This window comes from Clostridium aromativorans (assembly GCF_020908015.1).
Lineage (GTDB): Bacteria > Bacillota > Clostridia > Clostridiales > Clostridiaceae > Clostridium_B > Clostridium_B aromativorans.
Window position 1 is genome coordinate 22,651 of the sequence record NZ_JAJJPB010000019.1, and the last position, 26,072, is coordinate 48,722.

At 34.1% G+C, this 26,072-nt stretch carries 24 protein-coding genes; 7 read left to right on the forward strand and 17 right to left on the reverse strand.

Annotation, left to right across the window (positions count from 1 at the left end):
• Positions 1-11: 11 nt before the first annotated feature.
• Positions 12-935 carry a patatin-like phospholipase family protein gene (locus tag LN736_RS13360; RefSeq protein ID WP_150357192.1) on the reverse strand — a complete coding sequence of 308 codons (924 nt, stop codon included), beginning with the start codon at positions 933-935 and terminating at the stop codon, positions 12-14.
• Positions 936-1,070: 135 nt separating this feature from the next.
• Between LN736_RS13360 and LN736_RS13365 the strand changes: the two genes are divergently transcribed.
• Positions 1,071-1,457 carry a hypothetical protein gene (locus LN736_RS13365; protein ID WP_229981711.1) on the forward strand — a complete coding sequence of 129 codons (387 nt, stop codon included), beginning with the start codon at positions 1,071-1,073 and terminating at the stop codon, positions 1,455-1,457.
• A gap of 88 nt (positions 1,458-1,545) precedes the next feature.
• Here the strand turns inward: LN736_RS13365 and LN736_RS13370 are convergent, their stop codons facing one another.
• The 7 genes from LN736_RS13370 to LN736_RS13400 form a co-directional block, all read right to left on the reverse strand.
• Positions 1,546-2,502, reverse strand: coding sequence for an ROK family protein (locus LN736_RS13370; RefSeq protein WP_150357194.1), 957 nt, complete (start codon positions 2,500-2,502; stop codon positions 1,546-1,548).
• Positions 2,503-2,539: 37 nt separating this feature from the next.
• Positions 2,540-3,574, reverse strand: a complete 1,035-nt coding sequence (locus LN736_RS13375) for a methylcobamide:CoM methyltransferase MtbA (RefSeq protein WP_229981712.1) — start codon at positions 3,572-3,574, stop codon at positions 2,540-2,542.
• A gap of 10 nt (positions 3,575-3,584) precedes the next feature.
• Positions 3,585-4,664, reverse strand: coding sequence for a uroporphyrinogen decarboxylase family protein (locus LN736_RS13380; protein WP_229981713.1), 1,080 nt, complete (start codon positions 4,662-4,664; stop codon positions 3,585-3,587).
• Entirely contained in the window at positions 4,654-5,322 is a 669-nt protein-coding gene (locus LN736_RS13385) for a corrinoid protein (protein ID WP_150357197.1), read from the reverse strand. The genes LN736_RS13380 and LN736_RS13385 overlap by 11 nt, the downstream gene beginning before the upstream one ends.
• Before the next feature lie 20 nt (positions 5,323-5,342).
• On the reverse strand, positions 5,343-6,215 hold the full coding sequence (locus LN736_RS13390; protein WP_150357198.1) for a uroporphyrinogen decarboxylase family protein: 873 nt from the start codon (positions 6,213-6,215) through the stop codon (positions 5,343-5,345).
• Positions 6,216-6,228: 13 nt separating this feature from the next.
• Positions 6,229-7,938 carry an ASKHA domain-containing protein gene (locus LN736_RS13395; protein WP_229981714.1) on the reverse strand — a complete coding sequence of 570 codons (1,710 nt, stop codon included), beginning with the start codon at positions 7,936-7,938 and terminating at the stop codon, positions 6,229-6,231.
• A 191-nt stretch (positions 7,939-8,129) separates the two neighbouring features.
• A complete protein-coding gene (locus LN736_RS13400; protein ID WP_229981715.1) occupies positions 8,130-9,431 on the reverse strand; it encodes a cation:dicarboxylate symporter family transporter in 1,302 nt (433 codons plus the stop codon).
• Between the two features lie 240 nt (positions 9,432-9,671).
• Here LN736_RS13400 and LN736_RS13405 point away from each other — a divergent pair, with 240 nt between their 5' ends.
• Together LN736_RS13405 and LN736_RS13410 are read left to right on the forward strand one after the other, a co-directional pair.
• Positions 9,672-10,973 carry a sensor histidine kinase gene (locus tag LN736_RS13405; protein ID WP_229981716.1) on the forward strand — a complete coding sequence of 434 codons (1,302 nt, stop codon included), beginning with the start codon at positions 9,672-9,674 and terminating at the stop codon, positions 10,971-10,973.
• Positions 10,973-11,899 (forward strand): response regulator, encoded by a 927-nt coding sequence (locus tag LN736_RS13410; RefSeq protein ID WP_150356717.1) that lies wholly within the window; start codon positions 10,973-10,975, stop codon positions 11,897-11,899. The genes LN736_RS13405 and LN736_RS13410 overlap by 1 nt, the downstream gene beginning before the upstream one ends.
• 45 nt (positions 11,900-11,944) lie before the next feature.
• Here the strand turns inward: LN736_RS13410 and LN736_RS13415 are convergent, their stop codons facing one another.
• The 5 genes from LN736_RS13415 to infC all read right to left on the reverse strand — a co-directional run bounded on the left by LN736_RS13415 (position 11,945) and on the right by infC (position 15,559).
• A complete protein-coding gene (locus LN736_RS13415; RefSeq protein WP_150356716.1) occupies positions 11,945-12,079 on the reverse strand; it encodes a FeoB-associated Cys-rich membrane protein in 135 nt (44 codons plus the stop codon).
• Between the two features lies 1 nt (position 12,080).
• A complete protein-coding gene (feoB, locus tag LN736_RS13420; protein ID WP_229981717.1) occupies positions 12,081-14,237 on the reverse strand; it encodes a ferrous iron transport protein B in 2,157 nt (718 codons plus the stop codon).
• A gap of 42 nt (positions 14,238-14,279) precedes the next feature.
• Positions 14,280-14,501: a FeoA family protein gene (locus tag LN736_RS13425; protein ID WP_150356714.1), complete on the reverse strand. Its 222-nt coding sequence runs from the start codon at positions 14,499-14,501 to the stop codon at positions 14,280-14,282.
• Positions 14,502-14,540: 39 nt separating this feature from the next.
• Positions 14,541-14,750 (reverse strand): FeoA family protein, encoded by a 210-nt coding sequence (locus LN736_RS13430; RefSeq protein ID WP_106008614.1) that lies wholly within the window; start codon positions 14,748-14,750, stop codon positions 14,541-14,543.
• Positions 14,751-15,028: 278 nt separating this feature from the next.
• Complete coding sequence (gene infC / locus LN736_RS13435) at positions 15,029-15,559, reverse strand: translation initiation factor IF-3 (protein WP_179977341.1); 531 nt, start codon at positions 15,557-15,559, stop codon at positions 15,029-15,031.
• Positions 15,560-15,730: 171 nt separating this feature from the next.
• Here infC and LN736_RS13440 point away from each other — a divergent pair, with 171 nt between their 5' ends.
• Positions 15,731-17,584, forward strand: a complete 1,854-nt coding sequence (locus tag LN736_RS13440) for an Nramp family divalent metal transporter (RefSeq protein ID WP_179977340.1) — start codon at positions 15,731-15,733, stop codon at positions 17,582-17,584.
• Between the two features lie 5 nt (positions 17,585-17,589).
• Here LN736_RS13440 and LN736_RS13445 read toward each other — a convergent pair whose 3' ends face one another.
• Positions 17,590-18,906 (reverse strand): NRAMP family divalent metal transporter, encoded by a 1,317-nt coding sequence (locus LN736_RS13445; RefSeq protein WP_229981718.1) that lies wholly within the window; start codon positions 18,904-18,906, stop codon positions 17,590-17,592.
• Positions 18,907-19,112: 206 nt separating this feature from the next.
• Between LN736_RS13445 and LN736_RS13450 the strand changes: the two genes are divergently transcribed.
• Entirely contained in the window at positions 19,113-19,781 is a 669-nt protein-coding gene (locus tag LN736_RS13450; protein ID WP_150356711.1) for a helix-turn-helix domain-containing protein, read from the forward strand.
• A gap of 83 nt (positions 19,782-19,864) precedes the next feature.
• Here the strand turns inward: LN736_RS13450 and LN736_RS13455 are convergent, their stop codons facing one another.
• From LN736_RS13455 to LN736_RS13465, 3 genes are all read right to left on the reverse strand, one after another.
• Complete coding sequence (locus tag LN736_RS13455) at positions 19,865-20,683, reverse strand: purine-nucleoside phosphorylase (RefSeq protein ID WP_229981719.1); 819 nt, start codon at positions 20,681-20,683, stop codon at positions 19,865-19,867.
• Between the two features lie 50 nt (positions 20,684-20,733).
• Positions 20,734-21,678 carry a homoserine O-acetyltransferase MetA gene (gene metA / locus LN736_RS13460; protein WP_229981720.1) on the reverse strand — a complete coding sequence of 315 codons (945 nt, stop codon included), beginning with the start codon at positions 21,676-21,678 and terminating at the stop codon, positions 20,734-20,736.
• A gap of 76 nt (positions 21,679-21,754) precedes the next feature.
• Positions 21,755-22,381, reverse strand: coding sequence for a cobalamin B12-binding domain-containing protein (locus LN736_RS13465; protein ID WP_150356708.1), 627 nt, complete (start codon positions 22,379-22,381; stop codon positions 21,755-21,757).
• Between the two features lie 238 nt (positions 22,382-22,619).
• On the opposite strand from LN736_RS13465, the gene LN736_RS13470 reads away from it, so the two are divergent.
• Together LN736_RS13470 and LN736_RS13475 are read left to right on the forward strand one after the other, a co-directional pair.
• Positions 22,620-24,188 carry a PucR family transcriptional regulator gene (locus tag LN736_RS13470; protein ID WP_229981721.1) on the forward strand — a complete coding sequence of 523 codons (1,569 nt, stop codon included), beginning with the start codon at positions 22,620-22,622 and terminating at the stop codon, positions 24,186-24,188.
• Positions 24,181-26,022, forward strand: coding sequence for an ASKHA domain-containing protein (locus tag LN736_RS13475; RefSeq protein ID WP_229981722.1), 1,842 nt, complete (start codon positions 24,181-24,183; stop codon positions 26,020-26,022). The genes LN736_RS13470 and LN736_RS13475 overlap by 8 nt, the downstream gene beginning before the upstream one ends.
• Positions 26,023-26,072: the final 50 nt, after the last annotated feature.

The window sequence follows — 26,072 nt, forward strand, 5'->3', positions numbered from 1 at the left end:
AATTCAACAATTTATTTCTCAACTACATACTCCCTTATATAATTGTCAAAATCCCAGAGGTGCAAAAAACGCTGAGCGCTTTTATAGCCTGATTCAAACAATTTCAACCTCATATCCCTGGATATGTTGAATTCTGTGGTTTTAACACCCAGTGTGGGAATAAACACCGTTCTCACTGCATACTTATCTTTTACATAAACTTCTTCGTTTTTATCAAATATAGTCCCAATTATATCAAACAGATATGAAATAAAATCCATCTTTTTGGACTCATTATGGTTGACATTCTTTTCTGTCAATTTAAAACCTATAGTAGGCCAAGCCGGAATATCTTTTGTGTCGAATATCCATATTGGAAAATTGCTGAGTAATCCACCATCTACTATATAGCTGTATTTATTTCCATAATAGAGCTTCACCGGTTTAAAATATAGTGGAATACTTATACTCATCCTCACTGCCTCAGCTATTTTAAATTTCATAGGATTTATTCCATAATTTACTAAGTCATCCGGCAGTATGAGCATGGATTTTTTCGTCACATCAGATGCTATTATTTTAAGGGGTGACTTATTGTCAGTACTTATATCTCCAAAAGTCACTTTGCCTTTTTTCAACAAAAGTTCCTCTATATACTTTTCTATGGCTCCCGTAGAATATATGCCCTTATCCTTAAAAAGTGAAATGGTCTTTTTAATCATGGATATTTTCCATATGTCCTTTTTTTTTAAAAACATCTTTTCATCTAAATTCATCATTATATTCTTAAGCTCCTCGCCTGTATATCCAACAGCAAGAAGAGAAGCTATAATTGCTCCTGCAGAAGTTCCTGCAAATCTATTCCACCTATATCCCATTTTTTCAAAATAACATACAGCACCTATAAGTCCTATTCCCTTTATTCCTCCACCTTCAAATACAGCATCCGCTTTCAATAAAATCACCTCAATATATAAATATGTAACTATATAAAATAGGACACTTAAAATAAAGGCATTGAATAATTTTCATATAAGTGGAAAAAATAATTCTAAACTTAAAATTTTACTTTTATAGGGAGTGATTTTAAAATGAGAATTGAAATCTATTACAACGGTATAAAAAATGCAAATGATGCAGTTAAAAAATTAAAAAATGCAGGTTTCCAAAATGCAATCGTAGATTTAAATGATAACTACATAGATCTATACAATGCAAATTCAGACTTAGAACCTGATATAAATTTTTCAAATGTAATAAATTCCGATAGATTTTCACGTAACTCGTCTCAGAAAGTACGTACTTCGGGAAGCCCCTTACTGGGAGGTTATGGGAATTCAAGAGAAATTGAAAACACAAATTATAAAGTGGTAATAAATTCTGATTCCTTTGATTCCCAAAAATTAAAAGAAATCCTAAGAGAAACCGGTGGGCAAATTAAAAATTCTACTTCAGCTGCAACAGATAGTCTACAATAACATTTTTTTCATAGTAAAAGTAAAATTTTCTTGATCTTGTCAAGCTTTTTACTTATAAAATGGTATTTTTGCACTTATAAAATATTTTCTATACTTTTTTAGATTCCAAAATCGCCAATGCAGCTGCACCTATAACACCTGCATTGGTTCCCAATTCGGCCTTACATATTTTAGTGTTTTCACTTATAATTTTAAAGCATCTTTTCTTCACCACTCTTTTCACCTCATCAATAACCATACTATCTCCTTCTGAAACACCACCTCCTATTATCAATACTTCCGGATCAAAACAATTCATTACATTGGCTACACATATTCCCAAATAATTCAAAGCCCTATTCAATATCTCTTTAGCTCTATGGTCACCAAGCTTTGCCTCTTTAAAAACTTCTTTTGCAGTTATATTTTTATACTTACAAAGGGATGTAACTGTTCCCTCTTTTACAACCCTTTTTGCTTCTCTTGCAATAGCAGTGCCTGATGCCAGAACTTCTGCACAACCCCTGTTGCCGCAATTGCACAGAGGTCCGTCTTCTTTCAGAGTCATATGCCCCACTTCCAGTGCATTTTGAGTATTCCCTCTGTATATATCACCGTTAAGCACCGCTCCTGCCCCTATTCCTGTAGAAACTGTTATAAATATCATATTTCTGCTGCCTCTTCCTGCTCCAAACATGTATTCTCCTATGGCCGCAGCATTTGCATCATTGTCCAGATAGACGGGAACATTAAATTTACTTCTCAATGGATTCACAATATTGAAGTTTTTAAAAGGTAAATTAGGAGTACATATTATTTCACCATTAACTAAATTAAGAGGTCCTGGTGCGCCAATTCCAATACCCTTTATTTCATTCATACTTAATTCACATTTTTTTATTATGCCCTCTATAAGAGCTGCCATATTACTCAATATAGCCGCGTCGCCTTCCTGCACATTAGTTGGAATTGTCTTCTCATATATAATACTGCCCTTTAAACTCACCAAGGCAGCACAAATTTTTGTGCCGCCCAGATCCACTCCAATTACAAACTTATCTTTCAAATCAATTCCCCCTATGATTCAAAGTTTAAATATAGTGCTATGAAGTATACAATTCCTTAAAATCCTTTGCTGCCTTTACCATGGTCTGTATGTTTATAAGTGGTGTTTTAGGACCTATTCCACAAGCAGGTGCCAGTATATCCACTCCCGATTCAATACAGTTGAAACACATCTTTCTAATATACTCCGGTTTAGAATTTTCAAGAGAAAATGTACTCATATTCCCCATTATGGCTTTGTTTTTAACATTGCTGCATATCTGCTTTACACTGGTGATGGAATCAAAACTTATGGCATCACTGTGGAGCTCATTTAATTCAGGGTATATACTTCTCAGCCTCCCGCATATATGTACTATAATTCCATACTCAGTATACTCCTTCAGGGAATCCACAATTTTATTCAAATAGGGAAGTGTAAAGTTCCTAAAGTTCCTGGGACCCATTATTTCCCCCGTACCGCTGGGATCCGATATAGTAAGCAGATCAGCACCAGCCTTCAGCTGTGCCTTACCAAATTCTATAAGATTATCGGTAACAAATTCTAGAAACTCCCGGGTTTCTTCACTTTTTCTTATAATTTCCTTGTAGAATATCTCCGGTTCCATTAGAGAAGATGCAACGCTTATAGGTCCCGTCAAATTTGCCATGATAGGCACAGGTAATTTTTTCTCTCTTAAAATTCTTATAGCTTCTAAAACCACCTTGGCCCTTCCGCTGTTCATATCCATATTTTTCAATTCTTTCCAGCTGCTTACGGAATTTATGGGATATTCAATAACTCTGGGTTCATTTATCTTGCTGCCAAGAGAAATTTCTGCACCCATAGCTTCCGCTTCCACAGTCATGCAAAACGGGACTCCAACATTTTCAAATCCTCCATATTCATAAATTCCCGCAGCAAGCTCCGCCATAAATTTCTCATCAACGTGAGCTCTTGGCCAGCTGTATCCTGTTAGATCCATGATCTCACTTATTGCCATGTTCATCATTCCGCCGGGACATATACAAGGCGGTCTGTCAACCTTAGATTTTTTCAAAACCAACTTCAATCGTTCTTTTGGAGTCAACATGTAAAACCACCTACTTTACCTTCATCTTTTCCAGTTTCTCTACATTCACTGGATAGCCTATTTCTCTTACAGTATCCATCATGGTCTGTATATTTTCAAAAGGTGTCTCCACTGGAAGGCTGCACCCTGACATAACCACGTAACCTTTAGGAGTATTATACCCTTCCTCTACAGCTTCTACAACTGCATTTCTTATATCATTTCTGGTACCTGCATACATTATGCCGGAAGGATCTACATTTCCAAGTATTTTCATCTTATCTCCAATAGTCCTGCTGCACTCCGCAAGGCTTACTACATTGTCCATACTAAAACCTGTAACTCCATCTTCTGCCATACTGCCAACATCATTCCATATTTTTTTCGTATTTCCGCATATATGAAGCGTACAGCCTGAGCCCTTTGATTTTATAAATCTAACAAGCTCCTTCAGGTATGGAGCACAAAATTCTCTGAAATGTTTTGGATTTACTACCGTACAGGAAGCCAGAGGTTCCGATATAGTCGGCGTAAGGCCATTTTCTATAATAACTTTTGTATACTCTATACAATTTTCAAGAGATATTTTACACAATTTATGAACTGCCTCAGGATTTTTCAATAAAAGCCTCGTCATCTTGTCCACTCCTATTAAAAAGAAAGCATTTGAAAATGGTCCCACTATACCCCCTGAACAGGGTACTTCTTTTCCAATAGCATCCACCAAATATTTCATGGCCTCTATAAAAACAGGCAGTCTGCCGTCTTTGTACGGATTTGCCACTTTAAGCTTGTCTATATCTTTAACATCCTCTAAAGCCGGCTTTAACAAATCTGCCGTATTGTCTTCCGGAAGCACTAATTCTGCTCCCATAGCCTCAGCCCAAACATACAGATCGGTAAATACCCTCACACCATCCATGCCAAACCTTCTATAAGCCGCTATCTGGGATTCAGCTATAGCTTTCCCGCCGGTATTAAAGTCAGATATTTTACAACCGTAAATACGGGCAACTCCATTTGCTATATTGGGATTACAGGATAGCCTGTCAACATCTTTTCCCTTTGCCAGGGCTGATGCTCTCTCCATGGGCGTCATCTTATCTCTCACTCATCACACCACCTTTTGCAAACATTTTTCTTGCGGTTTTAGCAGCTTTAGATGCATCTGTAGTGTATATATCAGCTCCTATTTTATCTGCAAAGCTTTGAGAAATAGGCCCACCGCCTATCATTACCTTTACTCTATCTCTTATCCCCTCTTTTTTCAGCAACTTTATAACCTGATCCATTCCATCCATAGTAGTAGTCATAAGAGTAGATAGTGCTATTATATCAGCTCCAACTTCTTTTGTTTTGTTTACAAAATCTATAGGTGGTACATCTCTTCCCAAATCTATAACCTCAAACCCTTCAGTTTCCATCATTATCTTCACCAGGTTTTTGCCTATATCGTGGGTATCCCCCTCTACAACTCCTATTACCACTTTATGTTTATCACCCTCCTCACTCTTATTGAGATGTGGCTTTAACACATCCAGACCTGCATACATGGCGTCTGAACACATCAGAAGTTCTGGTATATAGTATTCCTCCTGCTCATATAAGACCCCCGCTCTATTCATGCCGTCAGACAATCCCTTATCTATGGCATCATAGGCCTTTAATCCACTTTTTACCCATTTGTTAGCTGCTTTTACTGTCTTCTCTTCCTCCATGTCCACTACGGAATCCGACAATTCTTTTATCAAGTCCTCTTTAATACTCATTCATATCCTCTCCCTTTAATTTATAAATTTATCTTCCAAACTACAGACGTTTTCATCTTAGCTGGAGTTTTCCTCATACAGTTATGGCCTACTATTTTTACATCCTTTCTATTTTCCATTATGTAATTCAGCGCTTCTCCATAGGTAAATCCCTTTTCCACTTCAATGGGCTCAGAAGTTACAAAGCCGCCTTTATCCATGGAACTCGAAGTTATTCCACAAAAATGTACAATGGCATCCTGCAATCTGGGATATAATTTTTTCAAGACTTCATAACTATATCTTCCGCTGTAATTTTTATATATTCTGGGCCCAAGTATATCCAAAGTTCCTGCCGAATCTCCAAAAGAAATTATCTTTGCCCCATTTTCAATTCCAGCTTCTGCAAAAGATACTATGCTGTCTATAATCACTTCCATAAAATCATCTACGCTGGCTTTGTCCTTTCTAATGGCTTTATAAAACGTCCTTGGATCCATCAGCGAACTCATTACAGTAAATGGTCCCTGGACAGCTAATGCAGTTTGCTCTCCACTGCTGCTTAAAATATTTACAGCTTTTAATACCTGATTAATTCTGCCTTTGCTCAAATCAATTGGTTTTATCTTCTTAAAATCTTCCATATTTTTAAACACATAATTTGAAACTCTAGGTCCCCTTTTCCTATCCCCCATTTTTATATGTGCTCCAAGGGCTTCTGCTTCCACAGTCATACAAAAGGGTACCATGGATACAGTATCTTTATTATATATTCTTATGGCCTGCGCAAGCCTTGCCATACTTTCTCCATCATAATGTACCTGTGGAAAATTGGCACCGGTATCCAGCACTACCTCTTCAGGTATTTCCTCATCATTGTCAGTTACACATTTAAAATCAATAACATATTCCATTTATTCACCTCCTTTAAAAATTCAGCGCCTTTATAAAATAATCCTGAAAATCATCCTTTACAGAAAGCTCTACTATCCTTATATTTTTTCTTATTTCCTCCATTTCTTTAAGCTTATCCACGTTTACAAGAACCATCCTGGCTCCTTCTACAGAAGAATTTCCCACAAAGCTGACACTGCCTCTGAAACCTTTTGGTATAAGCCCTATCTTTTTTATACTCTCTGCATTGATATGATATCCAAAGGCACCTGCTATAACTATTTCTTCTATATCCTTTATATCTATATTTATTTCTTTTAAAAGCATTTCCATACCTGAGCATATAGCTCCTTTGGCCAATTGAATCTGCCTTATATCTCTCTGTGATATAAATACTTTATCTGTTATGTAGAACCTTTTCTCTACTAATCTGCCGCTGATTTTATCCGGGAGTGTTTTATTAAACCTGCCGGTTTTAGTTATTATACCTCTTTCTAAAAAAGCCGCCCCAATATCCAATAATGCACTGCCGCAGATTCCAACTGCTTCCCTGTTCCCTATAGTAGTATAATTTAGTTCAAAATTTTCACTTATATCAAAACTATCTACAGCCCCCTCTTCTGCTCTCATTCCACAGTCAATATTCATTCCCTCAAGTGCCGGACCTGCCGCTGTAGAACAAGCTACCATTTTCCCACTGCATATGGCAACTATTTCTCCATTAGTCCCTATGTCTATAAATAAAGACGGCCTAGTTTTTCTGTGAAAATCTATAGCTGTAATTCCTGAAATTATATCTGCCCCTATATAAGGTGAAGCTGAAGGAAGTACTGTTACAATTCCCTGTTCATTTATATGTATATCAAGCTCTTCTGCTCTCAAATTCAGCGTATTTAAAAATACAGCCTCATAGGGAAATACAGCTATGGAATCCGCTTTTACTCCCAGAAACAAATGAAGCATGGTGGTATTCGCAGCTATTGAAATTCTATAGATATTATTTCTCTGATAATCTTTTTGTGTTAGCTCTCCAATCATATAATCTATTTTTTCCCTTATGCAGCTGCTTAAAATTTCACTTCCATCTTTATTTTCCATAGAATAATTTATTCTTGAAATTACGTCTCCACCATATTTTGTCTGGGGATTTAAACCGGAAACCCTTTTTAGCACTTGACCATTTTCTAAATTTACAAGGTAGGCAGATATACCGGTAGTCCCTATATCCACCGCGACCCCCAGAATATTTTTTATGTACTCATCAACATCCAAAAGAGTTTTTTCAAATAGAATTCCTTGAACTGCTTTCGGCTTTTCTTTCTTCAGCAGGCCCATTTTTTTTAGAACATTTAAATTTACCACCTTATAGTCTGCATTGGAATCTACTGAAATCTTCTTAAATAGCTCCAGTTTTTCAAAACCGCTCCTTATTTCCACATCCTTACAATGACCTCTATTTATAGTTTTCAAGTTCCCCTCTTTTTCAATGAGTTCTACACTCACATCACCTTCAACTTTAGCCATACAGGATAACCTGATATTTTCTTTTTCTGCCAAATTGTATTCATCTGCAGTTTTAGAACTTAATTCTCCATAGGCTATAACTTTACATTTCCCACATTTTCCAGAACCTCCGCAGAAAGTTTCTACATCAAAACCCGCTTCTCTTATACAGTCTAAAAGTTTTGTACCTTTTTCCACATGAATTTTTATATTTTTATCCCAAAAAGTAACACAGCACATTTTCTACCCCTCTAAATGTTATAAATTAATATTCAAACTATTCTTAACTTTATTTTCAATCTTATACTGTTATTTTATCATAGATACATCTAGCTAATTAATTCATATAATTTATCTTTAAAAGTTCATGTATAACAAAAAGATATAAAGGTGAGAATTTAATATTTCTTATATTCTCACCTTTATATCTTTTAGACCGTTATATTGCTGTCCACCTTATCCGTATTTTTAATAATGCTTTCATAATATTTATTTCCTTTTTCTCTATCATATTTATGCTCCCAGGTAGAAACAAATACACTGGCAAGGGAATTTCCCACAACATTAACTGCTGTTCTTGCCATATCTAAAATACGATCTATTCCGGCTATAAAAGCAAGCCCCTCTACTGGAAGCCCTACAGTGCCTACTGTAGCAAGTAATACTACAAAAGAGGCTCCAGGAACACCTGCCATGCCCTTTGAAGTTATCATCAACACCACTATCAGACTTATCTGAGCTCCAATAGAAAGATGTATACCATAAAGCTGCGCTATGAATATAGCCGCAATTGATTGATAAAGAGTGGATCCATCAAGATTAAAAGTATAACCTGTAGGAACTACAAAGGACACAACAGCATTTGGGCATCCGTATTTTTCCATTTTCTCTATTATTTTTGGAAGTACTGTTTCCGAACTGGCAGTACTGAAGGCAAGTAGAATTTCATCTTTTAGTATTCTCATTATTTTAAATATACTGTTCCCTACAATTTTTGCCGCTATTCCCATAAATACCAATATGAATAAAATCATAGCTGAATAAACCACTATAGTTAATTTACCAAGAGGTATAAGAGACTTGAGCCCAAAATTACATACAGTAACTCCTATAAGTGCAAATACTCCAATAGGTGCAGTTTTCATAATCATATTCGTTACCCAAAACATTGTGTCTGCTGTACCCTGAAAGAATTTTAATAGAATTTTTCCCCTTTCTCCAATAGCAGAGATGCCAAGTCCGAACATAACTGAGAAAAATATAATAGGAAGCATATCTCCTTTACTCAAAGATTCCGCAATATTACTTGGAACTATATTGATTACAGTATCTATGAATCCCTTATTACTAGCTTCCTTAGCAGTGCTCATATAACTGGCAATGCTTGTTTTTGAAAGTGAACTCATATCAATCCCCGTACCTGGATGAAATACATTTGCAACTACAACTCCTATAATCAAAGCAATAGTGGTCATCACTTCAAAATACACTATTGCTTTCAGCGCCAAAATGCCTATCTTTTTTAGATCCCCCACTCCAGCAACACCTACTATAAGACATGACACTACAATCGGAATAACTATCATTTTAATCAGCCTTATAAAAATAGTTCCAAAAGGCTGTAGAATTTTACTAACATTTGGATTCCCGTAGAACACAGCCCCTACTATTACTCCAAGTATAAGACCTATGAGGATCTGAGTGGCTAGTCCACATTTAATCTTTCTCTTCATTTTAAATCACTCCCTGTATAATAAATCATATAATATCTTTGAAAACATTTTCTTATTACATATTACATGCCAATATATAAAAAACTACTATATTATACTTCAATATACACAAAAATTTTTATAATTTTATAATTAATGAATATATAAGACTATATTATTTCATACACTTCAAATATTAATTGCAATTTTATGGTATAATGTTTTATGTCTTAAAACTGTGCTAAAGAGGTGAGTGTCTACTTGAAAACTAATGAAAACATAAAAGACGATCTATATATTTTAATTCTAATGACATTTTCACTACCCATAATAAGTCAATTAAAATTCTACCCATTTCACAACACCTTTCGTGTAAGCTTCAGTTCTGCAGTATTTCTATTTTTTTTATTGTGGGTAAAAAAAATACCTTTGGTATCATATGGAATTGCAATTGGAACATCTACCGTTGTATTTAGAATCACACTTGATTATATTTTTAAAAGTGGATTTCAATTTTACAATGATTTTCTACTACATTTTCCAGCTTTTTTTTATTATCTGGTATTTTCGTATTTACTGTATATTATAAAAATAAATAACTTTCATAATAGACCTCTTTTAATAGGAATAATAGCTACTTTTGTAGATATAACTTCCTCTACCACAGAGCTATTAATACGATTTCTAGTACTTAAAAATTCAATTTCAGCATATACCCTAGGACTAATTTTTATCATTGCCATCACAAGAAGTTTTTTTGTACTTGGATTTTTTAATATAATAAAATTAAATGAAGCCAGGACTATAGTAAAAGAAAAAGAAGAGAAAAACAGATACATGTTTTTACTCATTTCAAACTTATACGCTGAATCCATACAATTAAAAAAATCTCTTTCCTATGCTGAAAATATTACAAGAAATTGCTATAATTTATATGAAAGGCTTCAGAATAACCATTCTGACTTTAATTCAAAAAAATTATCTCAAGAGTTGTTAAATATTGCTGGACAAGTACATGAAATAAAAAAAGACAATCAGAGAATATATGCAGGTCTCTCAAAAATCATTTTATCTGAGGATTCTAAAGATTACATGAATATAATTGAAATTGCCAGCATAATGATTAAAACTAATAGAAAATACGCTGCATCCCTTGGAAAGAAGATTGAATTTTTAACAGATATATCTTCAAATATACCGGAACTTCACAGCTATACAGTAATGTCAATTATAAATAATTTGGTGTCAAATTCCGTAGAATCCATAGAAAGGAACGGTATTATAAAAATTTACATCCACAAAACATATAGTTCAATTGTGTTTAAAGTAGAGGACAACGGAAGTGGAATACCCGAAAGAAAAAGAGAGCTTATTTTTAAACCAGGTTATACTACAAAATACAACGAACTCGGAGAACCTTCTACAGGCATAGGTCTTTCTTATGTAAAAGAAATAGTTACAAACCTAAAAGGTAAAATTTTTTTAAATAATGAAGCTAAAAATAAACAAACCATTTTTACTATTGAAATTCCCATTAAAAGTTTAGTAAGGAGGATGACATAATGAACTTTTTTATCGCCGATGACGATGACGCCATTCGTTCAATGCTGGAGGAAATTATCGAGAATAATAATTTGGGAAATGTAGTAGGTGAAGCAGTAAATGGTTCTTTAATATGCAGTGATTTTCTACACAATAAAAATGTAGACATATTGATAATTGATCTTTTAATGCCTATTAAAGACGGCCTTCAAACTATAAGCGAGCTAAATTCATCTTTTAAGGGTAAATCAATAATGATCTCTCAAGTAGAAAATAAAGAAATGATAGGCAAAGCCTATTTATTAGGAGTTCAATATTATATTACAAAACCACTAAATAAGATTGAGGTTATTGAAGTGATAAAAAGGGTCATCTCTAACATAAAACTTGAAAAATCCATAAATCATATTCAGGATACTATAAGCTCTTTAAAAACAGACAATTCAGAAAATAATATATCAACAAATAAAAACATTTTGGAATACAGTGAATTACTCCTAAGTGATTTAGGAGTAATTGGTGAAAGCGGAAGCAAGGATTTGCTTTCTATTATAAAATATTTATATACCCATAAGAACGATAACAAAACCAGTACAGTTCCAACTTTTCCTCCTCTTAAAGAACTATTTACTCACATTGCAGAGGAAAAATTAAGTGAAAATAGTAGTTTGATCAATGTACGGAAGGAAGTTAAGGCTTCCGAGCAGAGAATCAGAAGAGCTGTCATGCAGTCATTAAATTATATAGCTTCCCTTGGTCTCACTGATTATTCCAATCCTAAATTTGAAAAATATGCTGCTGAATTTTTTGATTTCATTGAAGTTAGAAAAAGAATGCTCCAGCTTCAAAATGACATTTCTTCAAATACCCCCATTCATATAAACGTTAAAAAGTTTATAAAAGTCCTGTATTTAGAATCCAAAAAACATCTTGAAAATAATTTATAGTAAAAAAGACATCGAACTAATTCAATGTCTTTTTTATAAATTAATTTATTTTTGAATGGATTTACTGCAGCCCGAGCAGCCGCAGCTGCAGCCACCGCCCCTTTTGTGAGACTTATAAGTTTTGTATGCAGAAAATCCAATTATGCCAAACAATACTACTGAAACTATAACTGTTGCCATATTATACCACCTCTTTTTCTCTTATAGGCTCTCCAACACCCTCGGCACCATGTCTCTCACTGTAAGGTCTTCTAAACATCAGATAAAGTAATCCTATAATCAAAAGAATAGCTACAGCTGTACCGATTCCAAATCCCTTCCCTGTAACAAATGAACCAATCTGGAATATAATCAGGGATACAACATATGCAAATACGCATTGATATCCAATGGAAAACATCGTCCATTTTCTTGAATTCATCTCTGTACGAACTGCACCCATAGCTGCAAAACAAGGAGCACACAGCAAGTTGAAAACTAAAAGTGAATATCCGCCAAGCAGCGAAAATGATGCTTGAAGGTTCCCCCACATCTGTGCACCATCTTCAGCAACTTCAGAGAATCCATAAAGTATTCCAAAAGTTCCAACCACATTTTCCTTGGCCATCAATCCGGTTATGGAAGCTACTGCTGCCTTCCAATTTCCCCAGCCCAACGGATCAAATATAGGTGCAATTGCATTTCCTATACTAGCAAGAATGGACTGTTCCATATCAACTGTCTGCATTCTCCAGTTAAAGGAACTAAGGAACCAAACAAGCACCGTGGCAAGAAGTATTACTGTCCCCGCCTTTTTCATAAAAGCTTTGCAGCGCTCCCACATATGGATTAAAACACCTTTTGCTCCCGGCACATGATATGGTGGAAGTTCCATTATAAAAGGAGCTGGATCACCCGAAAAAATCTTCGTCTTTTTAAGAATAATACCTGAAATAATAATTGCCGCAATTCCTAAAAAATATGCAGATGTTGCAACCCAAGCGGCTCCATGGAAAAGCGCACCTGCAATAAGTGCAATAATGGGAATCTTTGCGCTGCATGGAATAAATGTAGTTACAATGACCGTCATTCTTCTATCACTTTCATTTTCGATGGTTCTGGTGGACATAATTCCAGGTACACCACAACCTGTCCCAATAAGAATCGGAATAAAGGATTTACCTGAGAGCCCAAACCTTCTAAACAGTCTGTCCATTATAAATGCAATACGTGCCATATAACCGCAGTCTTCCAGTATAGCAAGACATAAAAACAGCATTGCCATCTGAGGTACAAACCCAAGCACAGCGCCTACTCCTGCAATAATACCATCCAGGATAAAGGAATTCAGCCAGCCGGCCGTCCCAATACTGTTTAAAATCCATTCTACATTGTTAGGTACAAAATCTCCAAATAAATTGTCATTTACCCAATCAGTCATGGCACCGCCTACCGTTGAAATGGAAAAATAATAAACTAAAAACATAATTGCCACAAAAATAGGCAGGGCCAAAATTCGATTGGTTATGATCTTATCAATTTTATCGGACATTGTAACTTTGACTTTATTTTTTCTGTACAGTACCTGTTTTGTAAGATTGCTTATATAGGAATAACGTTCATTGGTAATAATGCTTTCACTGTCATCATCAAATTTCTTTTCACAGCTTAAAATTATCTCTTCAATACGTTCTTTTAAATTCCCGCTGAGACTTACCTGTTCTAGAACCTTCTCATCCCGTTCAAATAATTTTATGGAAATCCATCGGGCGTTCACTTCATTTATATTATCTCTGACAATGCTTTCAATCTGTGCTAAAGCTTTTTCCAGAGGCTCTGAAAAAATATGAGGTGCAGAATAAGCTGTTTTGGATTTAGCAAGTTCTATAGCCCTTTCAGCTACTTCCTTTGAACCAATACCTTTTAACGCTGATGTTTCTATTACCTCACAGCCAAGAGCATCTCCCAGTTTTTTTATATTTATTGTATCTCCATTTTTTCTTACAACATCGATCATATTCAAGGCCATTACAACAGGTACACCAATTTCTATAAGCTGTGTAGTAAGGTAGAGATTTCTTTCAATATTACTGCCATCAACAATATCTATAATGGAATCCGGCTTTTCATTTATAAGATAATTTCTGGAAACCACTTCTTCCAACGTATAAGGTGAAAGAGAATAAATACCAGGCAAATCCTGAATAATAACATCTTTACGGCCCTTAAGTTTTCCCTCTTTTTTCTCCACTGTAACACCCGGCCAGTTACCAACATACTGAGAGCTGCCGGTTAAATCGTTAAACATTGTAGTCTTACCGCTGTTTGGATTACCGGCAAGAGCAATTTTAATTGACATTTACATCCCTCCTAATCGGCGTCAATTACCTAAAATACTCAACTAACTGATCTCTACTATCTCCGCTTCTTCTTTCCTCAGGCTGAGCTCATAACCTCTTACCTTAATCTCAACAGGATCTCCCAGTGGAGCTACCTTACGTATATAGATCTCTGTCCCCTTTGTAAGTCCCATATCCATAAATCTACGTTTAACGGCACCCTTTCCGTGAACCTTAACTACAGTGACATTTTCACCGCATTTTGTATCTCTCAATGTTTTCATGTTTCTAACTCCCTCCCTAAATATAAATGAAAAATCATACTACACAATAATTTTATTTGCCATTGCTTTATTTAATGCAATTCGAGCATCTTTGATATTGACTATCATATTTCCGGCAATTTCAGCTACTACAGTTACATTTTCCCCCTGGACAAATCCCAGGTTCTCCAAATGTCGACGGGTATTATCATTGCCTGTGATATTTTTAATGCTGCCTGATTCTCCAACTCTTATCATGGTAATTGGCATTTATACTCCCCTCCCACTTTATTTTCTCCTCCTAAACTAATGAGCTGTTGATTATGTATAGCTAAATGAAGATCATTAACATAAGATATCGAATTTCATTAACAAAGGATAATGATATTCAATATCATTTATGTATTTATTATAATATACTTACTTTCTTTTGTAAATATGTTTGTTAAAATTAATAATACTCAATTGACTTTACATTTTTACATAAAATAAAATCAGGGTCTGAAATTATCAAACCCTGATTTTTACTCTACTCTATTTAAAAAGTACTACTTTTTGGGAGCTAGAATCATAAACATGTTGTTTCCCTCCAATTTAGGTGCTCTTTCCACCGACGCACTTTCTTCTACCTTATCCAAAAACACATCCATTACTTTTCTTCCTAAATTGGTGTAGTTGTTTTGCCTTCCCCTAAATCTTATAGAAACTTTTACTTTATTGCCCTTATTTAAAAATTTTTTTGCATTATTGGCTTTAATTTCTATATCATTCAATTCAATAGTAGCACTTAACCTAATCTCCTTCATTTCAACAATTTTTTGATTTTTTCTGGCCACTTTGGCCTTCTTAGATTGTTCATAGAGAAATTTGCTGTAATTCATGATTTTACACACCGGCGGTTTTGCCTGAGGTGAAACCATCACTAAATCCATGCCTCTTTCCCTAGCCATTTCCAGAGCCTCTCTGGTTTTTAAAATTGTACTCTCTTTTTCCCCAACCAATCTAATTTTGTCCACCCTAATTTGTTCATTTAAATTATTATTTTTATTAATAATATACACCTCCACAATTATACTCATCTATTTATTATTATATCCAAGGATTTCCCCTTCTGCAACTGAAAAATATAACTGTTTGTTAAACTCACCTCATATTTTATAAAATTTTAATAATGCAAAGTATATTAAATCCTATTATAATAGTATTTAGCAAATCTTAAAAATTACCTTTAGCTTTGAGGGGGCATACTTATGAGAGAAAATAACAATTTAATTGAAATTCCAAAGGGAAAAAGCTTTTATAAAAAATTAATGGCCTTTATAGGCCCTGCATACCTGGTAAGCGTCGGCTACATGGATCCGGGCAATTGGGCTACAGATATTGCAGGTGGAAGTAAATTTGGCTACAATCTCATATGGGTAATATTAATATCCAACATAATGGCAATTTTTTTTCAAACCCTATGTGCAAGATTGGGTATTATAACCGGCAAGGATTTAGCTCAAGCATGCAGAAGCCACTACAACACAGCTGTAAATTATATATTATGGATTTTATGTGAAATCGCCATTGTTTCCACGGATATTGCAGAAGTCTTAGGGACAGCTATAGGTTTAAATTTAATATTTAACCTTCCACTAATATATGGCGTAATCATAACCGGATTTGACACACTACTTCTCCTATTTCTGGATAGATTCGGCATCAGAAAAATGGAAGCTTTTATCATAGGTTTAATTGCCATAATAGGTATAAGCTTCTTTATAGAAATTATCATATCAAAACCCGACTATCACGGAATAGCTTTAGGATTTATACCAAATCTTCCAAATAAAGATGCACTTTTTATAGCTATAGGTATAATAGGAGCCACTATAATGCCGCACAATCTTTATCTTCATTCTTCCATTGTACAGACAAGAAACATAGAGAGAACAGAAAGCGGTCTAAAACAGGCTGTTAAATTCAATAACATAGATTCACTGGTAGCATTAAATTTGGCTTTTCTCGTAAATGCAGCAATACTCATACTAGCTGCCTCGGTATTTCATAGAAGCGGCAACTACGGGGTAGATGATATTTTAAAAGCCCACAAACTTCTTGAGCCTGTTCTGGGAAGCACTTTAGCTCCTATTTTATTCGGCGTTGCTCTAATTGCCGCCGGACAATCTTCAACTATAACTGGCACTTACGCAGGTCAAATCGTAATGGAAGGCTTTATTCATCTTAGAGTTCAGCCCTGGGTAAGAAGACTTATCACAAGAATACTTGCAATAATACCCTCAATTTTAACTATAATCTATTTTGGCGATTCAGCTACAGGAGAACTACTTATAATAAGTCAGGTGATACTCAGTCTTCAGCTGGCCTTTGCCTTAATTCCTCTTATACATTTTGTCAGCAGTAAGAATTTAATGAAGGGATTTGCCATTTCCAAGAAGGCACAAATACTTGCATGGCTTTTATCTATTTTAATAATATACTTAAATGTGAGACTTGTTATCGAAACACTTATGGAATGGATGTCTAAAAGCAATTTAAAATCTTTCGAATATCTATCCATAACAATTTGCATAATGATGGGCATCTTGCTAGTTTATATAATATTTGAACCTATAATTTCCAAATCAGGAAACAGGGATGCAGTTGATATACACGGTGACGTACTCTTTCCTGAAATAAATAAAATTGAACCTTACAATAGTATTGCATTAGCTCTTGATTTCAGTAAAAATGACAGAGACGTATTATCTCAGGCTGTAAATTTTTGCAGCAAAGACAGTAATTTAATCCTAATTCACATAGTGGAAAGTGTAAGTGCCAGCATATACGGTAAAAAAGCAAATGATGTAGAAAGTAAAAGAGATATTGAGAGACTTAACATGTATGTGGAAAAATTAGAATCACTGGGTTTCCAAAGTGTTATCCCAGAAGTAGGTTATGGAAAGGCAGAAAAATCTCTTGTCAAAATTGTGGAAAAACATCATGCTGATCTGATCATATTCGGTACCCATGGTCATCATGGCATAGCCGATATACTATTTGGCACAATAACAGATAAGGTAAAACACAAACTTTCCATCCCAATTTTGATTGCAAAATAATGGTATTACAATACAAAAGAATGCACTATAAACAACAAAGCTGTCCCAATCAATAGAACTGCAACTATGCAGACCCTGATATTCACAAAAAAACTGTTTTTGTAGCTTCCCATTATCTCTTTTTTGTTCGTAAATATTACTAGAAAAATCAATATGGGGATTATCAAAATACCTCCTATAATCTGCGTTAAAAGTGCCATGCAATTCAAAGGAAGATTTGGTATTAGCATAATAAAAGCTGCTATTAGAGCACTTCCAATATATACAGCATAAAATTTAGGCGCTTCACTTATACTGTCGTTTAAACTGTGATTCCATTTAAAAGCTTCCGCAGTACACCAGGAAGAAGATAAGGCTATTGTTATAGATGCAATAAGCCCTGCGTTAAATAAGCCTGCTGCAAACAGTACTGCGGCTGTTTTTCCGGTATTAGCTCCAATGGCCTTTATTATTAGATTGGGCCCAGCGCTTTCCATATTCCCCATTTGACCAAATAATGCGGTACCGGAAATAATTACGCAAAGAGCTATTATCACTTGAACTATACATCCTATACGGGTATCAACACGTCCAATACGTATGTGCTCTGCAACCGCTCCCCTATCTATACAGGCACTTCCCTGAAAAAATATCATCCAGGGCGCTACTGAATTTCCTATAATTGCAACAATATACCATAGTAGATCAGGGCTGTATACATTACAATTCCATTTTACAAAGGTATTTAATATAGACTGTAGATCAGGTTTAACCATAAATGCAATTATAACAAATACTATATTGACAATTCCCATAAAAAGTGCTATTTTCTCTTTTTTTAAATAGCCCTTGAAAGTTATAATTGATAACATGAATACCAGGCTAATAACAGTTCCCAGCCAGAGAGGTATACCAATCATTAAAAGGCCTGCCGTCATTCCCATGAATTCAGTAGTCAACATTAAAATATTTTCAATGAGTAAAGTATATAGGTGATATTTCATCCAAAACTTACCATAATATTTACCAATAAGGATCATAAATCCCTTCTGACTGACATTTCCAAGCCTCATGGACATTTCTTGAACTGTATACGTCAGCACACTAAGACAAATAGTAAGAGGTATAAATAAACTTATGCCAAATTTAGCACCGGTCATACAATAGGAAATAATTCCTCCTGCATCATTATCCCCCATTGCAGCCAAAACGCCGGGACCTATAAGGGCCAACACCGCCATATTTAATTTTAACTTATTATTTTTTTCCCTGACTGCTGTATTCTCAAATTTTAAGTTGCCTACATTAAGCCCATTTAAACTATTTTCATCTAATTGGTTCATTTATCTGCACCTCCATATATTGTCCTGATAATAGCTGATAATATATACTATACTTTTACCCTGAAATTGTTGCTTATATCTCAAATTATTGTTGAAATAATTTCAACAGTTTTTTTATATACTAATCGAAACTTTAGTGCATATAATCTACTATAGGTAATATAATTACAAGGCAATCGTCTAATAAATTAAGGAGTGAATAAAGTGTGTATGAGAGAAAATCTGAACTCGGCGCCCTCATCAGGGATTTATTGAAAAAAAACTCGCTTTCTATGCGTAAACTCAGTGCTTTAAGTGGAATAGACACTTCAACTATTTCAAGAATTGTGAATGGAAAACAACGTGCGAATATGAAACATATTCAAAGTTTTGCCAGATGCTTAAATGTATCCATAGAAAAACTACTGATAGCAGATGGATATGACATAGACATTTTAAACAATGAAAATTTTATAAACTCGCCTTCCTTTATAAAAAACATTCAGGAACTTTTAAAATTTTCAAATCTGCTTGATTACCACTATGATCTATGCAAAATAGAAGAGGAACTTGAAAAATACAAAAAATATGCTGCTACAAAAGAAGGTAAAAACATTGTATATAAGAATTTTAAAGAAAAGATAAATACCGTAAACGGAAGTGGACTGTTTGTAGATGAGCTAAAACAGATGTATGAAAAATTTTGTAATGACACTTCTCCTGAAGAAATTCGTATTCTACTTGGAAGCGGGCTTTTGTATTTCATACTTTCAATTGATATTATTCCCGACTATGTATTCCCTTTTGGATATCTGGATGACGTCATAGCTATAAAATTGGTACTTCACCATATTGCAGAAGTAAATGCCAGAAATGAAAAACTGCTTCAAAAATGATATTGACATATTATACAGTTAAATATGAGGTTTGTATTAAAAAGATAAATGACACCAAATCCACCTGTGATCTGGTGTCATTACTATATTATTTTAATTATTTCTTTAGTAAAATTTACAAATTTCTTACTGGCAGCAGCAGAAGTTTTTATAACTTCTTCATGGCTCAATCTATGATTCAATATACCTGCTGCCATATTTGTTATACAGGATATTCCCAAAACTTTCATACCGCTGTGATTGGCTGCAATTACCTCAGGAACTGTAGACATCCCCACTGCATCTCCACCAAGTATGCCCAACATATTTATTTCCGCTGGTGTTTCATAGCTGGGGCCGGTCATATATACATATACTCCCTCCTGAAGAGAAATTCCCAATTTAAATGCCGCCTTTTTTGCCATTTCTCTAAGTCCTTTATCATAGGCTTCAGACATATCCGGAAATCTAGAACCAAATTCATCCATATTCTGTCCTATAAGTGGATTTTGTCCTGATAGATTTATATGGTCTTTTATGAGCATCAAATCTCCACTGCTGTAATTTTTATTTATTCCACCTGAGGCATTGGTAACTATGATGGATTCAATGCCTATCATTTTCATGACCATAATAGGAAAAATTATATCTTTCATAGAATACCCTTCATAATAATGAAATCTTCCTTGCATGGCAAACACAGCTTTATTCTCAAGTTTTCCTATCACAAGGCGGTTCTTATGACCCTGTACTGTAGAAACAGGGAAATGAGGTATATCCCTATATCTATAGATTTCAGCACTTTCAATTTCATCCGCTATATTTCCCAAACCAGAACCAAGTATAATTCCTATTTTAGGTTTCAATTTCATATTTAAACTTATAAAACCTACTGCTTCTTTTACATTTTCATTTAAATTCATAATATACCGTTGATTCCATTTAACTACAACGATTTTTACCCTCCTCTAACTTATCTGATTCTATCCAATCTTTTTAAAGGTTCTATTTTATTTAAGTCATATGGAGTTTCTTGATAAACATAATAATTCAGCCAGTTTGAAAACAACAGATTGGAATGTCCCCGCCATCTTACTACTGGATCTTTCTCAGGATCATCCTGTGGAAAATAATTTCTTGGTATCTTTATATTACTTCCCTTGGCCTTGTCTCTTAAATACTCTGATTTTAAAGTAAGGGGATCATATTCAGAATGTCCCATAACAAAAATTTGCCTTGCATTTTTATCTAATACCAGGTATATTCCTGCTTCATCTGATTCTGCAACTATAGTCAACTCGTCTACTTTTTCGATATCCTCTCTTCTAACCTCTGTATATCTAGAGTGAGGGGCAAAAAATTCATCATCAAACCCTCTGACCAATTTAACATCCTTTTGTACCACCCTATGCTTAAATACTCCAAACATCTTCTCCTTTAAACTATATTTGGGAATACCATAATGATAATATAATCCCGCCTGGGCTCCCCAACATATATGCAAAGTGGAGTATACATTGTGTATACTCCATTCCATTATATCCTCAAGCTCTTCCCAATAATTCACCTGTTCAAATTTCAGATGTTCTATTGGAGCTCCGGTTATAATCAATCCATCAAACTTCTCATCTTTTACATCATCAAAAGTTTTATAGAAGTTAGTTAGGTACTCTTCCGAAGTATTTTTAGATATATGAGTTTTGGGATGGAGTAATTCGACTTCAATTTGCAGCGCAGTATTACCTATAAGTCTCAAAAGTTGTACTTCTGTGGTAATTTTAATTGGCATCAAATTTAAAATAGCTATCTTAAGAGGCCTGATATCTTGATGAAATGCTATATTTTCAGGCATGACAAATATATTTTCATTGTTCAAAATTTCAGCAGCTGGTAAATCATCTCTTATTTTTATTGGCATGTTATCACCTCTAAAGTATAAATTGTATTAAATTTTATTATAGCATAGTGTTATATATAAATACAACTCAACTAATTCAATCCAATCGATATAATTTTTTACAGTATCTAACAGTTTCTTGAATGGTTTTGCACAACATATCAGCTTTTACATACTTACGCACATATTCATCTAAAGGTCCTCCTCCAATTAAAATCTTTAAATCCTTTCTAAGCCCTTTATTTTGAATTGATTGTATACATTCCCTCAAATTATCAAAGCAGTTTGTAAGAAGACATGAAATTCCAACTACCTTGGGTTTATATTGTTTAATTGCTTCTATAAATTCTTCAGTAGCTACGTCCGTACCTAGATCTATTACACGAAAGCCATTACTTTTCATGACAGTAGCAACAATATTTTTGCCTACATCATGTATATCCCCATATATAGTTCCTATAATAAAATTTCCCTGTTCTGAAGTATTCAAAGGAAATTCCTTCCTAAGTATTTGTGAAGCTTCTTTAAATATCTCCCCAGATATAATGAGTTCAGACATGAAATACTTTTTTTCTTCAAAATTCTTTCCTACGATCTCTATTCCCCTCTGTAAATACTGAATAATTTCCAATACCGGAACATTGTTTTTTATAAGAGACTTTACCTCCTCAATAACTATATCTTCATTTAATTCTGCCATTGCTTTCACAAGTGTTCTGTTCATAAGATATCCCTACCCTCTAATCTATAAAAATGAACCCTTTGTATATAACCTATCATAAATACATCAATAAAACACCATACACAATGAACAAATTTCAATATAAAAATAAGCATTATGTGCATTTTATATGTATTTTCTCAATTTTATTTAAATTTAAAATTTATGCTTCTTATTTATAAATTATACCTTTAAATCCAATGCATAATAGTTTATTATTTCTATATGGGGAGTGTCCAACATGAATTTAACTATGCACAGTCTTTTAAATAAAATAAATAAATATAATCCCAAGTTATATATATGTCAAAAAGAAGACATATCAATTAAAGCCGTAAAATTTCTCAGTGAAAGTCAATCTTTTTTTAACCCAGATTATCTATATGTAGGAAAGGATTCAGATTTTCCAAAGGTTTTGCCTCAGAATAGTACTGTCAATATACTTTGTATTTCAAATAACCTTATGACTTTTAAATACGCAAAAAAACCTATGTTAAATCTAATAGTGTTAGACGATAAGATAAATATATTTAAAATTTTCAATGAAATACAGGAGATTATTATAGAATATCAGGAATCAGATATTAATTCATCCAAATTACTAAATGCACTGATCAGTGGAAAAGGTATTCAACATATTGTAAACGTTGGATATGAGATACTTGGAAATCCTATATGTATTCTAGATCTAAGTTTTAAACTAATTGCTTCTTCAAAGAATGCAAAAGTAGATGATCCAATATGGGTTGAACTTCTAACTAAAGGTTATTGTTCTTATAACTTTACATCCAAACACAATATCAAAAAATTTATAGAAATAATTCACAAAAATAATTCTCCTGTATTCATGAATAAGGATAAATTTAGAATTCCAAGAATAATATCAAATATAAAGATCAACAACACAGTGGTGGCTTATCTTACATCTTTGGAATATGAAAAGCCTTTTTCCAGAAACGACATGGACCTAATTATACTCTTATGCAGAATAATATCTTCCGAAATGCAAAAAAACAGGTTTTTTCAAAATGCAAAGGGGTTTAGATATGAAAATTTTATAATAGATCTGCTCGATGGCAGTGAAAACAATAAAAAAACAATAGAAGATAGATTAAATTTCTTAGATTTAAACTTCTATTATAACCTGTATGTACTTGTAATATTTGTTCCCCAGAATAAGTTTGTTCACACTTCACTACACCAGGTAATGGACACAATTGAATATATGCTCCCCGGATCTAAAATAATTATATATAATGATTTTATTGTTGCACTCATAAATCGTAAAGATAAAATCTTCAATATTGAACACACTTTTTCAAGATTAATAACTTTTTTTAAAAGCAATAATATCTATGGCGGACTAAGCCGCTGTTTCCATAACATAGCTGATATAAAAAATTACTATGAACAGTCAGTAAAGTCCATTGAACTTGGAATAAGGCTTATAAAAGATAAATTTCTCTTTTACTATGAAGATCTAGCAATATACCATCTATTAGAGATCTGTTCCCGGCAGGAGGATTTAAAAAAGTTCTGTCATGCCTCAATATTTGCACTGATAAAATACGACAAGATCAATAATACAAACTATCTTCACTGCCTTTACACATATCTATTAAATGAAAAAAACCAATTGAAAACAGCCAGTAATTTAAACATCTGCAGAAGTACTCTGTCTCATCGCTTGAAAAGAATTCAGCAGATAATGAAGATAGACCTAAATGACACTACTACAATTTTAGGTCTCACACTAACTTTTATGATTTTTAAATACATGGATATTTATGGAGGTGTTATTCATGAATAATTACGTAATTACTTTTAAACCTATAAATCAAAAAATCTCCATTCCTGAAGGAAGCACTCTTAAGGACGCAATTGTAAAATCAGGATTGGATTTTGATTTTCCCTGTGGCGGAATAGGAAAATGTGGTAAATGTGCTGTCAAAGTTCTAAGTCCCAAAATTGAAACACTTAAAAAAGAATTGGAACATCTCAGTAAAAATGAAATCTTAAAAAATATACATCTAGCTTGTCTAACAGAAATCCACGACAATATGATTGTAGAATTGAACATGAGAAAAAATACAGATTATAACATACTACAGTCATCTGTTGAAAAAAAATCCGACCTACTTCCTCTTTTAAAAAAAGATTTCATTCAGCTAGACGCTCCTTCTCTAGAAAACCAAAAATCCGACTTGAATCGTTTAAGAGAAAAACTCACTTTAAAAAATTCTGAATATAAGAATCTAAAAATTGGGATTTCAACTCTGCGCCAATTGCCTGACAAGCTCCGTGAGGCATGCAATAAAGTAACTGTGGTAATCGGTAAAGATGAAATCCTGGGAATAGAAGAGGGTGATACCTGCCATAAAATGTTTGGTATAGCCTTTGACATTGGAACTACAACCGTAGTTGGATATCTAATGGATTTATACAGTGGAAAGGAGCTCGCTGTTTCATCTTCACTCAACCCCCAAATTAAATTTGGCGCAGATGTAATTTCTCGTACAAACTATGCCAATCAAAATAACAACGGTTTAGAATCACTCCAGTCTACTATTGTAAAATTGCTAAATGAACTAATAGATAATGTATCACAAAAATCAAACGTAAAAAAAGATGATATATACGTCTCAACTGTAGTGGGAAATACCTGCATGCATCATCTTTTTCTGGGTTTAACTCCACGGTATATAGCAGCTGTTCCCTATGTTCCTGTAGTAAATGAAAGTGTAAAATTAAGTGCATTAGAATTAAAATTAAACATAAACCCTAATGGAAGAGTATTTGCACTGCCTACTATTGCCGGGTTTGTAGGAGCTGATACAGTAGCTGTAATTTTAGCTACAGATATGGATAAAAGCAAAGATATAAAATTAGCCGTTGACATAGGAACCAACGGTGAAATGGTACTAGGTTCTTCTAAAAAACTCGTGTCCTGTTCTACTGCAGCAGGTCCTGCTTTTGAGGGAGCCCAAATAAGCAGTGGAATGAGAGGAGCTAATGGAGCTATAGATCATGTATATTTTGGAAAAGAAATGACTTATACAGTTATTGGTAACGAAAAGCCCCGGGGAATATGCGGCTCTGGACTTTTAGATATCATTGCAGGATTTGTAAAAGTTGGCCTTATTAATAAAAGAGGTAAATTATTATCACCGGATAAATTCACCAATCCCGCGGCAAAAAAATACAGTGATCGCATAATAAGTTACAATAATGCAAATGCCTTTTTAATGGTGTCTGAATCCGAAACTGCCTATGACAATCCTATATTGGTAACGCAAAAAGACATCACTTCACTTCAGTTGGCAAAAGGAGCGATTTCAGCTGGTATTAAAATACTCATAAAAAATCTTGGAATAAATCTAGACGATATTAAAGAAGTTCTCCTGGCCGGTGCTTTTGGAAATTACATGAATCCGCACAGTGCCTGTACAATAGGCCTTATTCCCAAAGAACTGGAATCTAAAATCAAACTAGTGGGAAATGCCGCCGGCAGTGGTGCAAAACTTGCCCTCTTATCACAAAGTGAATTTGAACGGGCAGATAGAATTGCAAATAAAGTAACCTATATTGAACTGGGGGCACAAAAGCATTTCAATCTGGAATTTGCCCGTGGAATGCAGTTTTAAAAAAAGAATCAACAAAGTTCAAAGCCCAAACAATTCTAATTCCAGATAAT

Bases quoted from the DNA above. Each gene is read 5' to 3' on its own strand.
- LN736_RS13365 (WP_229981711.1), top strand. From the start codon at position 1,071: ATGAGAATTGAAATCTATTACAACGGTATAAAAAATGCAAATGATGCA.
- LN736_RS13375 (WP_229981712.1), bottom strand. From the start codon at position 3,574: ATGTTGACTCCAAAAGAACGATTGAAGTTGGTTTTGAAAAAATCTAAG.
- LN736_RS13385 (WP_150357197.1), bottom strand. From the start codon at position 5,322: ATGAGTATTAAAGAGGACTTGATAAAAGAATTGTCGGATTCCGTAGTG.
- LN736_RS13390 (WP_150357198.1), bottom strand. From the start codon at position 6,215: ATGGAATATGTTATTGATTTTAAATGTGTAACTGACAATGATGAGGAA.
- LN736_RS13395 (WP_229981714.1), bottom strand. From the start codon at position 7,938: ATGTGCTGTGTTACTTTTTGGGATAAAAATATAAAAATTCATGTGGAA.
- LN736_RS13400 (WP_229981715.1), bottom strand. From the start codon at position 9,431: ATGAAGAGAAAGATTAAATGTGGACTAGCCACTCAGATCCTCATAGGT.
- LN736_RS13410 (WP_150356717.1), top strand. From the start codon at position 10,973: ATGAACTTTTTTATCGCCGATGACGATGACGCCATTCGTTCAATGCTG.
- LN736_RS13415 (WP_150356716.1), bottom strand. From the start codon at position 12,079: ATGGCAACAGTTATAGTTTCAGTAGTATTGTTTGGCATAATTGGATTT.
- feoB (WP_229981717.1), bottom strand. From the start codon at position 14,237: ATGTCAATTAAAATTGCTCTTGCCGGTAATCCAAACAGCGGTAAGACT.
- LN736_RS13425 (WP_150356714.1), bottom strand. From the start codon at position 14,501: ATGAAAACATTGAGAGATACAAAATGCGGTGAAAATGTCACTGTAGTT.
- LN736_RS13430 (WP_106008614.1), bottom strand. From the start codon at position 14,750: ATGCCAATTACCATGATAAGAGTTGGAGAATCAGGCAGCATTAAAAAT.
- infC (WP_179977341.1), bottom strand. From the start codon at position 15,559: ATGAGTATAATTGTGGAGGTGTATATTATTAATAAAAATAATAATTTA.
- LN736_RS13440 (WP_179977340.1), top strand. From the start codon at position 15,731: ATGAGAGAAAATAACAATTTAATTGAAATTCCAAAGGGAAAAAGCTTT.
- LN736_RS13445 (WP_229981718.1), bottom strand. From the start codon at position 18,906: ATGAACCAATTAGATGAAAATAGTTTAAATGGGCTTAATGTAGGCAAC.
- LN736_RS13455 (WP_229981719.1), bottom strand. From the start codon at position 20,683: ATGAATTTAAATGAAAATGTAAAAGAAGCAGTAGGTTTTATAAGTTTA.
- metA (WP_229981720.1), bottom strand. From the start codon at position 21,678: ATGCCAATAAAAATAAGAGATGATTTACCAGCTGCTGAAATTTTGAAC.
- LN736_RS13465 (WP_150356708.1), bottom strand. From the start codon at position 22,381: ATGAACAGAACACTTGTGAAAGCAATGGCAGAATTAAATGAAGATATA.
- LN736_RS13470 (WP_229981721.1), top strand. From the start codon at position 22,620: ATGAATTTAACTATGCACAGTCTTTTAAATAAAATAAATAAATATAAT.
- LN736_RS13475 (WP_229981722.1), top strand. From the start codon at position 24,181: ATGAATAATTACGTAATTACTTTTAAACCTATAAATCAAAAAATCTCC.